This is a genomic window from Haemophilus parainfluenzae, assembly GCF_014931375.1.
Taxonomy (GTDB): domain Bacteria; phylum Pseudomonadota; class Gammaproteobacteria; order Enterobacterales; family Pasteurellaceae; genus Haemophilus_D.
Window position 1 is genome coordinate 113,566 of record NZ_CP063117.1, and the last position, 13,972, is coordinate 127,537.

Genomic DNA, 13,972 nt, shown 5'->3' on the forward strand with positions numbered 1-13,972 from the left:
CTTCTCCTGCATAAAATTGTTGGGGTCATCCCCTTTATGAGTAATTAAATAAGACCCTTTTTTGGTATTTCAAGAGAAAAAATCAACTATTTTTAATTTTTTCTATCAAACTTTACTTCTTGATAGGTTTAAGCAACTAAGATTTGATGAAGTGGCACGTCCCACGCTTCTGTTGGAAGCTGTTCGACTTGCTGACATTGATGAGCTAATCCCACTGGGATAAAAGAAGACTTCTGCCAATGTTGTAAGGTGCGATCATAAAAACCACCACCCATACCTAGACGATTACCTTGTTTGTCAAACGCGACGAGTGGCGTAAAAAGAATATCTAATTCCTCTAAAGGCAATACGCTCTGAACATTGAGTTTTGGCTCCCAAATGCCAAATTTATTTTTCAGCATCGGAGTATCAGGCAAATAACGTAAAAACAAAAGGTGATTCGGATTGAAAGGATGCAAGACAGGCAAATAAACCTGTTTACCTTGCGCCCAAAGGGTTTTGATAAGTTTCTCTGTGGAGATTTCACCATCAAAGGAAACATACAGGGCAATATGCTGTGCATTTCGTTCTTCAATTAATGCAAGCGCTTGTTGAGTGATGGAGTCTTCCGCCTGTTGCTGCTGAAGTGCGGTCAAATTTGCTCGTGTTTTACGAATTTGTTGACGGAGTTGATTGCGAAGCGTCTGCTGTGTTGATTTCATTCGATTGGAAAGAATGGATTTAAGAGAAAGGTCCCAGAGTGCCGCTACGAGTAGTAGTCCTTGAACCCGACGGTCCAAGGAAACCGGTAAGGCCATTTTTAGGTTTCTTTAGTCCAATGACAAAGTCAAAGGTCAAGCCTACACACCAATGGCGGGAAACCGATTTATAAAGTTCTAAGTATCGGCTCAGGGACATAACCCATCCACGAACACCCCAGGAAATCTTTTAAATTTATACTAGCTCAATTTGATTGGTTTGACTAGCCTTTATTTGAATAATTTTGCTTATTTAAGCACGTCCCACAAGGGACGGGATTATTTTTTAACCGGTTGAATTAAATCAGACTCTTCCGGTTTTTTCACGTCCGCAAATTGTTTATCTTTATTCGCATCGATGACTTGTTGAGTTTGACTTGCTAATTGTTGTAAACCCATTTTTTCATAGGCTTCTTTCATTAAGAATAAGCCTTCGTAAGTCGCTTTAGCATCTGGATATTGTTGTAACATACCCACTACACGGTTTGCTACCGCTACCCATGCATCACGTTTTGCATAGAATTTTGCAATTTCTAATTCATGACGAGCTAATGAATCTTTGATGTATGCCATACGTGCTACTGCATCTTGTGAATATGGGCTATTTGGGAACGCACGCACTAAGCTTTGGAAGTTTGAAAACGCTGTTTTCATTGAAGTTGTTTCACGCGTTGCACGATCGATACCAAAGAAATCTTGAATCATGTTATCAGCCGTTGCCAAGTTAGTTAAACCCGCCATATACACTGCATAGTCACGGTTTGGACTTTGTGGGAATTGGTGTAAGTAGTTATCTACAGTTACCAACGTTGCGGTGTAATCTTGCGTTTTATAGTTTGCATAAATTAAATCAAGCATTGCTTGCTCTTGGTAAGTACTACCAGGGAAACGCTCTGTTGCTGCTTTTAAATAACGAATCGAGTCAGAATAGCTTCCTTCTTGCAATGCTGCAGCCCCTTTTGCATAAAGATCATCAACAGAAGCTTGTTCAACTTCTTTATTACCACTGCTACAAGCTGCAATCGCGAATGAGGTCAATGCAATAAGTGCAAGAGATTTTATTTTACGCATTCTTTTTTCCTTAATTTTTACGAAAATCAATAAATAAGTTACAATTAACGAATATTGTATAGAACATTACACAATAAGCCAACTTTTTAAATTTTTAGATGGATTTTTTATGCCACAAATGACCTTAATGGCTGAAATTCAGCCCGAACAAATGGGACAGCGTTTAGACCAAACCCTCGCAGAGTTGTTCCCAGAATATTCCCGTTCGCGTTTAAAAGCCTGGATTGAAGCAAAACAGGTAAAAATGAACGGTGAAATTGCCGATATTCCACGTGCAAAAGTTTATGGCGGAGAGCAAATTGAGATTTCGGTAGAAGTGGAAGATGAAAACCGTTTTGAGCCACAAAATATTCCGCTCAATATCGTTTATGAAGATGACGATATTATCGTGATTAATAAACCTAAAGATCTCGTCGTCCACCCTGGTGCGGGCAATCCAAATGGCACGGTACTTAACGCGCTACTCTATCACTATCCACCTATTGCCGAAGTACCGCGCGCAGGAATTGTGCATCGTTTAGATAAAGACACAACGGGTCTCATGGTTGTTGCTAAGACGATCCCCGCACAAACGAAACTCGTACGAGACTTACAAAAACGTAAGATCACTCGTGAATACGAAGCCGTCGCAAGTGGCATTATGACTAAAGGTGGAACCGTAGATCAGCCAATGGCTCGCCACGCGACAAAACGCACATTGATGGCGGTTCACCCAATGGGTAAACCGGCTGTGACGCACTATCGCATTATGGAGAATTTCCGTAATTACACGCGTTTACGCTTACGTTTAGAAACGGGGCGCACTCACCAAATTCGTGTGCACATGGCGCATATCGCACATCCATTATTAGGTGATCAAACTTATGGCGGCCGTCCTCGCCCACCTAAGAATGCAAGCGAAGCCTTCACTGAAGTACTACGCAATTTTAAACGCCAAGCCTTACATGCGGTTATGTTGCGTTTAGCTCACCCGATTACGGGAGAAATGATGGAATGGTATGCGCCATTGCCGGATGACTTTGTCGAATTACTGCATGCGTTAAAAGCGGATTACCTCGAACATAAAGACGAGTTAGATTATTAAGATGAAAACCATTGTTCCAAACTGGAATGTTCCACCACATATCCAAGCGTTTACAACCACAAGAGAAGGTGGTGTAAGCCTGCCGCCTTTCGAGAGTTTCAATTTAGGCGATCATGTCGAAGACGATAAAAGTGCGGTCAAAACTAACCGCACTTTATTGGTCGAAAAATTTAATCTGCCACATTTCCCGTTGTTTTTAACTCAAACACACAGCACTCGTGTAATCACGGTGCCTTATGAGGGCAATCATTTAGAAGCCGATGCGGTTTACACCAATCAACCTAACCAAGTATGTTTGGTCATGACGGCTGATTGCTTGCCAGTTTTATTCACCAATAAACAAGGCACTGAAGTGGCTGCAGCCCATGCGGGCTGGCGTGGACTCTGTGATGGTGTATTAGAAGAAACAGTGAAATGTTTCCAATCAGCCCCCGAAGAGATTATTGCGTGGTTTGGACCTGCTATCGGCCCTAATGCATTCCAAGTTGGCAAAGAAGTGATTGAGCAATTTATGGCTTTTGACCCAATTGCAGAAACGGCTTTTCGACCCGATCCGAATGAATCAGGAAAATACCTCGGCAATCTTTATCAAATTGCTACTCAACGCCTCAACAAATTAGGTATTACCCAAATTTACGGTGGGGAGCATTGCACATTCAATGAAAAAGAGAGCTTCTTTTCCTATCGTCGAGATGGCAAAACAGGTCGAATGGCGAGTCTGATTTGGATAAAAAAATAAACCTATCAATACAACAAACCGCACCTTAAAGTGCGGTTTATTTTTGGCTTATTCTGGATAGTTTTCGAACCAACTTTCTAAAATCAAGCAAGCAGAAATCCCATCGACTTTGCCTTTATTGAGAGCACGATAACCGCCACGCTGGAAAATTTCATCGCGTGCAGAAACCGTTGTCAAACGCTCATCTTGAAGTTCTACCTTTATACCGAAACGACCATTTAAGCGATTGGCAAATTTTTTCGCACGAAGTGTTAAATCTTGCTCGGTACCATCCATATTTAAAGGCAATCCCACCACGATAACATCAGGTTTCCAGTCTTTTAAGCATTTTTCAATAGCATCCCAGTTTGGAATTCCATCTTGCGCTTTAAATGCAGGTAATGCTTGTGCCGTACCTGTGATACTTTGCCCGACCGCACAACCAATGCTTTTTGTGCCAAAATCAAACGCGATCGCCGTGATGCCCATTAACTATGCCCTACTTGTGAAAAGACAAAATTATGAGGATTAATCCCTAATAATTGATTCGCGGCAGGATAACGATCTTCATAAATAGTTTCAAATAAAATGGTGTCTGAAGCCGGTGCCACTAACCACGCATTATCTACAATCTCTTGTTCAAGCTGTCCTGCTGTCCAACTGGCACAACCGAGTGCAACCAGATATTTCTCAGGCGCATCCGCTGAACCAAAGGTTTCCACAATATCTGCTGACGTGGTGAGATACATATCATCAGTAATTTTATAACTATGCTCAAATTCTTTCGCTGTTTTCTTATGCAAAATAAAACCACGCTCAGAATGTACCGGTCCACCCGCAAGTACAAGTTCATTGCTAAAAGTGCGGTCATTTTTCATCATAAAATTCATTTTTGAATATAGCTCTGCAATGCTTAAATCGGTGGGCTGATTAATCACTAAGCCCATCGAACCTTGCTCATTATGCTCGCACATATACACCACAGTATTTTGGAAATAATCCTCCAACTGTGGCATCGCAATTAAAAATTGCCCTTGTAAATCCATCATTATCCCAAATCTCCAAAACAAATTTGTAACGCACTAATGGCTGCTAAAGAAGCCGTTTCTGTGCGTAGTACACGCTTTCCTAATAAAATTTCAGTAAATCCTTGTTGTTCAGTTTGTGCGATTTCTTGAGGTGATAAACCACCTTCTGAACCAATAAGCAAACGAACCCCTTCTTTTGGAATAGAAGGCAAGGTTTTAATAGAATATTGGGCTCTTGGATGTAAATTCAATTTCAATGCACCATCATTCTCTGCACACCAATCTTGTAATTTCATTAACGGACGAATTTCTGGCACAACATTGCGACCACATTGTTCACAAGCGGCAATAGCAATTTTTTGCCATTGTTGAATTTTCTTATCCATGCGTTCGCCGTCTAGCTTCACGCCACAGCGTTCTGACCATAATGGTGTAATCACATTCACGCCCAATTCCACAGATTTTTGAATGGTAAATTCCATTCGATCGCCGCGTGAAATAACCTGCCCTAAATGAATCGATAAATTCGACTCTTTATCGCTCAATTCACAGCCTAGAATTTCCACTTTAACGGCTTTTTTGCTCGCTTCAATAATTTTGGCCGAATAAATATGATTACTACCATCAAATAATTCAATTTGCTCACCTTCAGTCATGCGAAGTACACGTCCTACGTGATTAGCCGCATCTTCTGAAAGTTGGCAAGTAGATTGATTTTTAAGGGATTCTGGATGATAAATTCTTGGAATACGCATAATATTGAGTCTTTGATATAAGGAAAAAGTGCGGTCATTTTCAACCGCACTTTTCATATTATTCTGTTGCTAAATCTTTTGGCAAACTTTCTAAAATGGTTCGCCAATAAGCGGAAGTCACTTGCTTGTGTTTACGAATACAACCTACCACTAAATCAGATTGACCACTTTCACAAATATCACGCAATTCTACATAAAAATCATGTGTCACTTGGCGATGTTTTTCCTCACTAAAGAATAGCAAACCAATTTTATGATAAACACCACGTAAGCTATTAAAAATTAAACGGTAGAAAGGTTTATTCGCCATTACGGTAAACTGACGGAATAAAGCATAGTCAAATTCCATGTAGCTTTCAGCAGTATTCTCTAAAGCATCCATCCCTTTAAACAAGGCGGCAGAGGCTTTAGGTGAATATTTTACGGCTTCATAAATATAAGATTCCGACATGCGACTACGCAATGACAACATATTTTCAATAATTAACGGCGCACTTTGGCGATCTAAGGTAATTAAAGTTTCAATGATGCTTGGACCTGCTGTATCCCAAATATCATTGACTTTTGTCGGTTTGCCATGTTGAATGGTAAGCCAGCCATCACGAGCCAAACGCTGTAATACTTCACGTAATGTCGTGCGTGTTACACCGATTTTATCGGCTAAATCACGTTCAGAAGGAAGGTTAGTGCCGGCAGGAAATACATCATCCCAAATACTTCTAACAATATATTCTTCGGCAAGCGCGGCTGGGCTTTGAGCCCGTAAAAGGGTATTATCTGTTTGCATGAGTATGAAATAAATATAAAAAAGTCTAAAAAGATCAAAAAAATGTGATTTATTCACTAAATCTTCAACTGGTCTATTATCCTTTAAAGCAGTATATATTACAATGACAGGACTATAAAAAAACGGAGTTCGATATGACTTACACACAAGCATTTATGAAAAACTTTCTGGGCTCGAGCCCTGATTGGTATAAATTAACTATTATTACCTTCTTGGTAATTAATCCCATTTTATTCTTTTTTGTCAGCCCATTTTTTGCAGGCTGGTTACTCGTCGCAGAATTTATTTTCACCCTAGCCATGGCATTAAAATGTTACCCTCTTCAACCAGGTGGTTTATTAGCATTTGAAGCCATTGCTATTGGTATGACAAATGCGGAACACGTTAAAGCCGAGATCATGGCAAACTTTGAAGTGGTTTTACTTTTAATCTTCATGGTGGCTGGTATTTATTTTATGAAGCAACTTTTGCTTTATGTGTTCACCAAATTATTAGTCCGTATCCGTTCTAAAATCGTACTTTCCTTAGCATTCTGTTTCAGTGCAGCATTTCTTTCAGCTTTCTTAGATGCGCTTACTGTTGTTGCTGTAATCATCAGTGTTGCTATGGGTTTCTATGGGGTTTATCACAAAGTCGCATCCGGTAAAACACTACAAGATGCGCTTGATATTTCTGATGATAACAAAATCAATAATCATGAAACCTTAGAAAAATTCCGCTCTTTCTTACGTAGCTTAATGATGCATGCTGGTGTGGGTACTGCACTCGGTGGCGTAATGACTATGGTGGGCGAACCACAAAACTTGATCATTGCAGAACAAGCTAAATGGAATTTCATTGAATTCTTCTTCCGTATGGCGCCTGTGACTATTCCTGTCTTTATCTGTGGATTACTCACTTGTGTTTTAGTTGAAAAATTTAAAGTGTTCGGCTATGGCGAAAAATTACCAGAAGAAGTATGGCAAGTCTTAGCGGATTTAGATCGCGAAAATGCAAAAAAAATGTCTAAACAAGATAAGATTCGTCTTTCTGTCCAAGCTATTATCGCGGTTTGGTTAATCTTAGGCTTAGCCTTCCACTTAGCGGCTGTCGGCTTGATTGGTTTAAGTGTGATTATTCTTGCAACAACCTTTACAGGTGTAACTGATGAACATGCCATTGGTAAATCATTCCAAGAAAGTTTACCTTTCACTGCGTTATTAGTGGTATTTTTCTCTATTGTTGCGGTGATTATCGATCAAAAACTCTTTGCGCCAATTATTCACTTCGTATTAAGTTCTGAAGAGAAAACACAGTTAGCGCTATTCTACGGTTTCAACGGTTTACTTTCCGCAATTTCGGATAACGTATTCGTTGCAACGGTTTACATTAATGAGGCGAAACATGCGCTTGCGACAGGTGCTATTGCACCGCATCAATTTGAATTACTTGCTGTAGCAATCAATACAGGGACAAACTTACCTTCTGTTGCGACACCAAACGGTCAAGCCGCATTCTTGTTCTTATTAACATCATCGCTTGCACCGTTAATTAAACTTTCTTATGGTAGAATGGTCTATATGGCATTGCCTTACACTATCGTATTAACGCTAGTTGGTTTCCTTGCAATCGAATTTATTCTACCAGAAATGACAATTTGGCTTGCAAACCTTGGCTTAATTCTTCCAATTTAATGAAGCATAAGGAGAAAGAATGCTCGACTTTTTTAAGCAATTGTCCCTTAAGCGTTCGGCGTGGATCTTTTTGGCATTTACTGCATTTGCCTTAGAGTCGACCGCACTTTATTTTCAATACGGCATGGGTTTGCAACCTTGCGTACTTTGTGTTTATGAACGTTTAGCTGTTGTGGGTTTATTCGTCGCTGGTCTTATCGGTGCCTTAGCGCCAAGTTCGCTTATTATCCGCATTCTTGCTCTTATTGTTGGTTTATTTAGTGCAATCAAAGGATTAATGATCTCCATTCGACACCTCGATTTACAAATGAACCCAGCGCCCTGGAAGCAATGTGAATTTATACCAAACTTTCCAGAAACATTACCATTACATAAATGGCTACCTGCGGTCTTCAATCCGACAGGTAGCTGCAACGAAAGCCAATGGTCACTTTTCGGTATCACCATGGTGCAATGGTTGGTATTTATTTTCGCTGTCTATGTCATTGTGTTGGGATTAATTACACTTTCACAAGTGAAGAAAAGTCGAAATCGACGCCTCATTTTTAAGTAGTCTAATCGCATACTAAAAAGCCTAGAGATATTCTCTAGGCTTTTTTTATTACTGAAAGTCATTCTGTACTCAACATTATTCAAGAAAGAAATACCAATAAGGCATTAAGATCAACCAAATAAAGGCACTGAGAATAACAACAAATTTAAAACTGAAATGTTTGGTTTTATGACGAAAGCGTTTCATCCCGCAATAAACACCAATAAACCCACCAAGCAGGCTTAATAGAAAGAAAGTATTTTCAGAAATTCGCCAGCCATGACGAACCGCGCGGACTTTGTCTTTCCACATTAAAAAATAAGCGGCGATATTCACCGCCGCTAACATCACAAATAAAAGCTGAATCAGCATTATGCGTAAACTGGAAGACGTTTGCAGATTGCCAATACTTTTTCTTTGGTTGCTGCAATCACTTGTTCTTCGTTTTCTTTGCCTAATGCATCTAATACATCACACATCCAGCCGGCTAACTCACGACAGTCTTGTTCGTTAAAGCCACGACGAGTCACCGCTGGTGTACCAACACGAATACCAGAGGTCACAAATGGTTTTTGTGGATCATTTGGTACAGAGTTTTTATTCACTGTGATGTTCGCTTTACCTAACGCAGCATCAGCTGCTTTACCGGTTAAGCCTTGTTTAATGAAGCTCACTAAGAATAAATGGTTTTCTGTGCCATTTGAAACCACGTCATAACCGCGTTGTTTAAACACTTCTACCATTGCTTTCGCATTTTTAATCACATTCGCTTGGTATTCTTTATAAGCTGGCTCTAACGCTTCTTTGAAACATACTGCTTTCGCCGCAATAATGTGAACTAATGGACCACCTTGGTTTGCAGGGAAAACAGAAGATTGTAAGCGTTTATAAAGCTCTTCATCACCGCAAGAAGAAAGGATTAAACCGCCACGTGGACCACCTAAGGTTTTATGGGTAGTTGTTGTGACAACATGTGCATATGGTAATGGGTTTGGATATAAACCTGCTGCGATTAAACCTGCAACGTGCGCCATATCCACAAATAAATACGCGCCCACTTCATCCGCAATTTCGCGCATTTTTTTCCAATCTACAACCTGAGAATAAGCAGAGAAACCCGCCACAATCATTTTTGGTTTGTACTCTAATGCTTTTTGACGGACATCTTCATAGTCAATTAAACCATCAGCAGTGATACCATAAAGTACAGAATTATAGATTTTACCAGAGAAGCTCACTTTCGCCCCGTGGGTTAAGTGACCACCGTGTGCTAAATCCATCCCTAAAATAGTATCGCCAGCATTGATTAATGCGCCATATACCGCCGCATTGGCTTGTGAACCTGAGTGTGGTTGTACGTTTACATAATCCGCACCAAACAACTCTTTAGCACGATCAATCGCTAACTGCTCAACAATGTCTGCGTACTCACAACCGCCGTAGTAACGTTTACCTGGGTAGCCTTCAGCATACTTGTTAGTAAACTGTGAACCTTGCGCTTCCATTACGCGTGGACTTGCATAGTTTTCAGATGCGATAAGCTCGATATGCTCTTCTTGACGACGATTTTCGCCCTGAATAGCTTGCCATAGAACCGGATCGTAATCAGCGATGTTCATACTTTTTTTAAACATTGTGTTTTCCTCGTTGTTTGAATTATTTGTGTATAGTTTACCTGTTTCCAAGTAAAAACTTAATCAAAAATTTCGATCATATTTTTCATTATTACAATGAAAAACATTCATTTATCTAAATCGAGCCTTTTTCTTTCACTAATTTCTCAATTAGTTTAACTTCTTTTGTTTTCTCGCCAGCACCCAGTTTATGGCATTGGCTGGTTTCTTTCGTATAAGTATTAAAATTGGTCATCCTTGTTGGGCTTTTCATTTTAATCTTCATATCCAAATGATTACCGCAGTTATTACAAGGTGAAACAAATTCCTTATCTAACTCTTTAAATTCTGGAGATTGTTCAATAATTTTCGCAACTTGTGGTGAATGTGCTGTTTTAAATAGACGATCCGTAAAGTCATAACTTAACTTGCCATCATTCGCCTGCCATTTGGCTTTAGCTTGCAATAAATAACGCATCCAGCCTTCTTTTGTATCAATCTGAGAGATACCACGCATCAGCACAGTTTGATCCGCTCGATAAGTGACATAATCAAAATGCTCAACCGGTAAAGGGGATTTGGCTGCAGGTTTTACATGGCAAATCCAATCGCCGACTAAGGCTTTTTCCTGTTCTGTTTGTTGATGTGCCGTTGCACATCCCGATAACAATACTGCGACAAGACTACTTAATACTAATTTTCTCATCATAATTCTCCTCTTATTAATCAGATCCCCGCGCCTAAAAATAAAGTGCGGTTGAAATCGTATTTGTTTTTCTTAATCGTGCCTATTTCTTCACAAACCACTTATTTAATAACTGAATGTCTTTGTCATTCTCAGTGACTCGTCGGCAAGTCGCATAATTCTTACCGAGAATAAGTTGATTGCCATTTTGTTTCAGCTCAATTGGCATATCCGTATGATTAGCAGATTTACTATAAAATGCTGCCAACTCTTCTTTTTCTTGTTTTTGTAAGGCTTTATTTTGCTTGATGACTTTAGCCACATTTTTACTGTGAGCCGGCACCATAGAACGATTGATAAAATCAAAACTCAAGACATTATTTTGAGCCTGCCATTTCACCTTGCCTTTGGTTAAATAACGAATAGTGCTCTCTTTATCTAATTCGATACTAGAAATGCCTCGTAACATCCCTGTTCCATCAGATTTCAAAACAAAATGATCTAAACGATCGTAAGTTTGTTTATCTTTTGTCGGAATAGTATGACAAATCCATTCGCCATCTAACGTTGAGCTTAATGTTGAGCTTTGTGAAACATTTGAAGCTCCGGCACAACCTGTTAATAATACTGCTACAATACTACCTAATATTAACTTTCTCATAAGATACTCCTTTTATTGACAGTAGGGATAACATTGATTACAACAAAGTAGGGAAATTTTTATTTAATCCGGAATATGCAAAAGGCGGCAGTTACATAAATCATCACTTTCAAATTCTGATATTTCACCTGCAACCTTATTCGGAATGGGAAATAAGCGTACAGTTAGTGGTTTATTTAAGCGAAATGCCATCGTTCCTGTGTCGCGCATAATAGCTGCTATGCTTTCTGCCTTAACATTTCCCGCCACGGGAACCGTGTCTAAACCGATACCACATACGGCGCTATAAGTCAGTAAAGCTCGAATATCAAAATAGTGTTTTTGAGTCCCTTCGGCTAAACCTAAATCTTCTGTCACCGCCAACATTAATCCAGAAAACCCAACTAATGGTACGCGTTGGATTGATTTAAACACTTTTGTCAGTAAGGCAGAAACCTCGACTGAACCAGCTGCACCAAAATAAGGTAATCCCATTAATTCATAGATTTTTGTCATGGATGAACAATTTTTCGATGGTGCAGCCGAACTATCAATGCCTGCAAACTCAAATTCACCTGATAATTTGACCGCACTTAGCATTTCTAATACTTGATCTACATGATATTGCAGCGCTTGTGACATAGCCTGATAACAATCAGCATAAAATTGATTATGAGGCGATTTTGGCACAGGTTTTAATACTTCGACTAATAAATCGGGTGTTTCTAACCCAATGACAAAACTGTTTGGCAAATGACTTAGATGATAACCGGCGGGGAAATAAGGAATAAATGGCTTGCAGTTAAAATTCACAGTAAAGTTAAAATTACCTTCGCCACGTGGTGTGATGTTTGCAATTTTTTGCACGGCATAAACAGATTGCTCGATAAGTTCATTATCTAACACGCCATTTTCATCTAATGGCACATTGACACAAGCATTACACAAGTCACCATAAGCTGCGATTAACTCTGGCAATAACGCGATTTCCTCTTTATTTCTCGCCGCACCTATCGCAAATCGAAGACGAATGCCACTTTCATTAAACTTATTCAGTAACTCTGTTAAATACTGCAAATCTGCTTTTGCTGTTTGCAAATTGGTTAAATCCAAATATTCACCAAAAGGATTGGTAATTACTCGAATCGATTGCAAGGTATAACCTGCTTTCTGCACAGCTGGCAATAACAAATCCACATCACGTTTCACCGAATAAAGGGCGTCTTCCCATTGCGTTTTATCTTTATGTAACGTCAGAAAAAAACTTATGGTACGAAGACGACATAATTCCTTATTTTTATAATCCATTCGAGCCCTTACCATTAAAGTAGTTGATTTTTATTGTTCACGAGCGACGGCACGATGACCAATGTCTCGACGATAAAAACGTCCAGTCCATTGAATTTGCTCAGCGAGTTTTAAGGCTTTTTGTTGCGCTTCAAATACGCTTTCGCCTAATGCAGTAACACAAAGTACGCGACCGCCATTCGTAACTAATTTGCCTTCTTTTTCTGCGACGCCCGCTAAGAAAACTTTCTCATTTTCGACCGCACTTTGTGGTAAACCGCTAATCACATCGCCTTTACGATAATCGCCTGGATAGCCTTCCGCGGCTAACACAATACCTAAGGACGCTTTTGGATTCCATTGGGATTTCACTTCATTCAATTTTCCCTCGCAAGCTTTAAGACAAAGCTCAACGAGATCTGATTCGAGGCGTAGCATAATAGGCTGTGTCTCTGGATCGCCAAAACGGCAGTTAAATTCAATTACTTTCGGCTGACCATTTGGCATGATCATTAATCCTGCATACAAGAAACCGGTGTAAACATTGCCTTCTGCCGCCATGCCATTAACCGTTGGATAAATCACTTCACGCATAATGCGATCATGAATTTCAGGTGTCACCACAGGTGCAGGCGAATACGCCCCCATGCCACCAGTATTCAAACCTGTATCATTTTCGCCCACGCGTTTATGATCTTGACTGGTTGCCATAGGCTCGACGTTTTTACCGTCCACCATGACGATAAAGCTGGCTTCTTCGCCATCTAAAAACTCTTCAATCACCACTCGGCTACCCGCTTCACCAAAGGCATTGCCAGAAAGCATATCACGCACAGCGTCTTCCGCTTCTTGCAATGTCATTGCAACGATTACGCCTTTGCCCGCCGCCAAACCATCTGCTTTTACGACAATTGGTGCACCTTTTTCACGCAAGTACGCCAATGCAGGCTCTACTTCAGTAAAGTTTTGATATTCTGCCGTTGGAATTTTGTGGCGCGCGAGGAAATCTTTGGTGAATGCTTTTGAACCTTCCAATTGTGCAGCCGCTTGAGTTGGACCAAAAATTTTCAATCCCGCCTCACGAAATGCATCAACCACACCAATCACTAATGGAGCTTCAGGGCCAACAATGGTTAATCCAATTCGTTTATCTTGAGCAAATTTCACTAAGGCAGGGATATCTGTCGCAGAAATATTTACGTTTTCTACTTTGTGTTCCAATGCTGTACCCGCATTGCCCGGTGCGACAAAAACTTTGTCCGCTAATGGAGATTGTGCAGCTTTCCAAGCCAAGGCGTGTTCACGACCGCCATTTCCGATGATGAGGATGTTCATGTTATAGTCCTTGCGTATGCCTAATTT

16 protein-coding genes and 1 other RNA gene are annotated in these 13,972 nt (G+C 40.1%); 4 read left to right on the forward strand and 13 right to left on the reverse strand.

Annotation, left to right across the window (positions count from 1 at the left end; genetic code table 11):
* Positions 1 to 128 precede the first annotated feature (128 nt).
* The 3 genes from INP95_RS00530 to bamD all read right to left on the reverse strand — a co-directional run bounded on the left by INP95_RS00530 (position 129) and on the right by bamD (position 1,808).
* Complete coding sequence (locus tag INP95_RS00530; protein ID WP_005697907.1) at positions 129 to 701, reverse strand: 5-formyltetrahydrofolate cyclo-ligase; 573 nt, start codon at positions 699 to 701, stop codon at positions 129 to 131.
* A 26-nt stretch (positions 702 to 727) separates the two neighbouring features.
* A non-coding RNA gene (ssrS, locus tag INP95_RS00535) (6S RNA) lies at positions 728 to 925 on the reverse strand.
* Between the two features lie 91 nt (positions 926 to 1,016).
* Positions 1,017 to 1,808, reverse strand: coding sequence for an outer membrane protein assembly factor BamD (gene bamD / locus INP95_RS00540; RefSeq protein WP_005697879.1), 792 nt, complete (start codon positions 1,806 to 1,808; stop codon positions 1,017 to 1,019).
* Positions 1,809 to 1,917: 109 nt separating this feature from the next.
* Here bamD and rluD point away from each other — a divergent pair, with 109 nt between their 5' ends.
* The gene (gene rluD, locus INP95_RS00545; protein WP_197560687.1) at positions 1,918 to 2,892 is read left to right on the forward strand and encodes a 23S rRNA pseudouridine(1911/1915/1917) synthase RluD; all 975 of its coding nucleotides are present in this window, start codon (positions 1,918 to 1,920) and stop codon (positions 2,890 to 2,892) included.
* Position 2,893: 1 nt separating this feature from the next.
* A complete protein-coding gene (gene pgeF / locus INP95_RS00550; RefSeq protein WP_197560688.1) occupies positions 2,894 to 3,631 on the forward strand; it encodes a peptidoglycan editing factor PgeF in 738 nt (245 codons plus the stop codon).
* 48 nt (positions 3,632 to 3,679) lie between these two features.
* Here the strand turns inward: pgeF and ruvX are convergent, their stop codons facing one another.
* From ruvX to fadR, 4 genes are read right to left on the reverse strand one after another with little or no spacing between them, the layout of a single operon-like run.
* Entirely contained in the window at positions 3,680 to 4,099 is a 420-nt protein-coding gene (gene ruvX, locus INP95_RS00555; RefSeq protein WP_197560689.1) for a Holliday junction resolvase RuvX, read from the reverse strand.
* On the reverse strand, positions 4,099 to 4,659 hold the full coding sequence (locus tag INP95_RS00560) for a YqgE/AlgH family protein (RefSeq protein WP_197560690.1): 561 nt from the start codon (positions 4,657 to 4,659) through the stop codon (positions 4,099 to 4,101). The genes ruvX and INP95_RS00560 overlap by 1 nt, the downstream gene beginning before the upstream one ends.
* Positions 4,659 to 5,393 carry a 16S rRNA (uracil(1498)-N(3))-methyltransferase gene (gene rsmE, locus INP95_RS00565; RefSeq protein ID WP_197561019.1) on the reverse strand — a complete coding sequence of 245 codons (735 nt, stop codon included), beginning with the start codon at positions 5,391 to 5,393 and terminating at the stop codon, positions 4,659 to 4,661. Before rsmE ends, INP95_RS00560 begins: the two co-directional genes overlap by 1 nt.
* Before the next feature lie 58 nt (positions 5,394 to 5,451).
* On the reverse strand, positions 5,452 to 6,180 hold the full coding sequence (gene fadR / locus INP95_RS00570) for a fatty acid metabolism transcriptional regulator FadR (RefSeq protein ID WP_197560691.1): 729 nt from the start codon (positions 6,178 to 6,180) through the stop codon (positions 5,452 to 5,454).
* A 134-nt stretch (positions 6,181 to 6,314) separates the two neighbouring features.
* Between fadR and nhaB the strand changes: the two genes are divergently transcribed.
* Both nhaB and dsbB read left to right on the forward strand, forming a co-directional pair.
* Entirely contained in the window at positions 6,315 to 7,853 is a 1,539-nt protein-coding gene (gene nhaB, locus INP95_RS00575) for a Na(+)/H(+) antiporter NhaB (RefSeq protein ID WP_070590397.1), read from the forward strand.
* Positions 7,854 to 7,872: 19 nt separating this feature from the next.
* Positions 7,873 to 8,406, forward strand: coding sequence for a disulfide bond formation protein DsbB (gene dsbB, locus INP95_RS00580; protein WP_070590393.1), 534 nt, complete (start codon positions 7,873 to 7,875; stop codon positions 8,404 to 8,406).
* Between the two features lie 75 nt (positions 8,407 to 8,481).
* Here the strand turns inward: dsbB and INP95_RS00585 are convergent, their stop codons facing one another.
* The 6 genes from INP95_RS00585 to purD form a co-directional block, all read right to left on the reverse strand.
* Positions 8,482 to 8,757, reverse strand: coding sequence for a DUF1294 domain-containing protein (locus INP95_RS00585; protein WP_049372809.1), 276 nt, complete (start codon positions 8,755 to 8,757; stop codon positions 8,482 to 8,484).
* The gene (gene glyA, locus INP95_RS00590) at positions 8,757 to 10,019 is read right to left on the reverse strand and encodes a serine hydroxymethyltransferase (protein WP_070590391.1); all 1,263 of its coding nucleotides are present in this window, start codon (positions 10,017 to 10,019) and stop codon (positions 8,757 to 8,759) included. The genes INP95_RS00585 and glyA overlap by 1 nt, the downstream gene beginning before the upstream one ends.
* Positions 10,020 to 10,134: 115 nt before the next feature.
* Positions 10,135 to 10,707, reverse strand: coding sequence for a hypothetical protein (locus INP95_RS00595; RefSeq protein WP_232088518.1), 573 nt, complete (start codon positions 10,705 to 10,707; stop codon positions 10,135 to 10,137).
* A 79-nt stretch (positions 10,708 to 10,786) separates the two neighbouring features.
* On the reverse strand, positions 10,787 to 11,344 hold the full coding sequence (locus INP95_RS00600; RefSeq protein ID WP_197560692.1) for a hypothetical protein: 558 nt from the start codon (positions 11,342 to 11,344) through the stop codon (positions 10,787 to 10,789).
* A gap of 63 nt (positions 11,345 to 11,407) precedes the next feature.
* Complete coding sequence (locus tag INP95_RS00605; RefSeq protein ID WP_197560693.1) at positions 11,408 to 12,631, reverse strand: DUF711 family protein; 1,224 nt, start codon at positions 12,629 to 12,631, stop codon at positions 11,408 to 11,410.
* Between the two features lie 30 nt (positions 12,632 to 12,661).
* Complete coding sequence (purD, locus tag INP95_RS00610; protein ID WP_197560694.1) at positions 12,662 to 13,945, reverse strand: phosphoribosylamine--glycine ligase; 1,284 nt, start codon at positions 13,943 to 13,945, stop codon at positions 12,662 to 12,664.
* Positions 13,946 to 13,972: the final 27 nt, after the last annotated feature.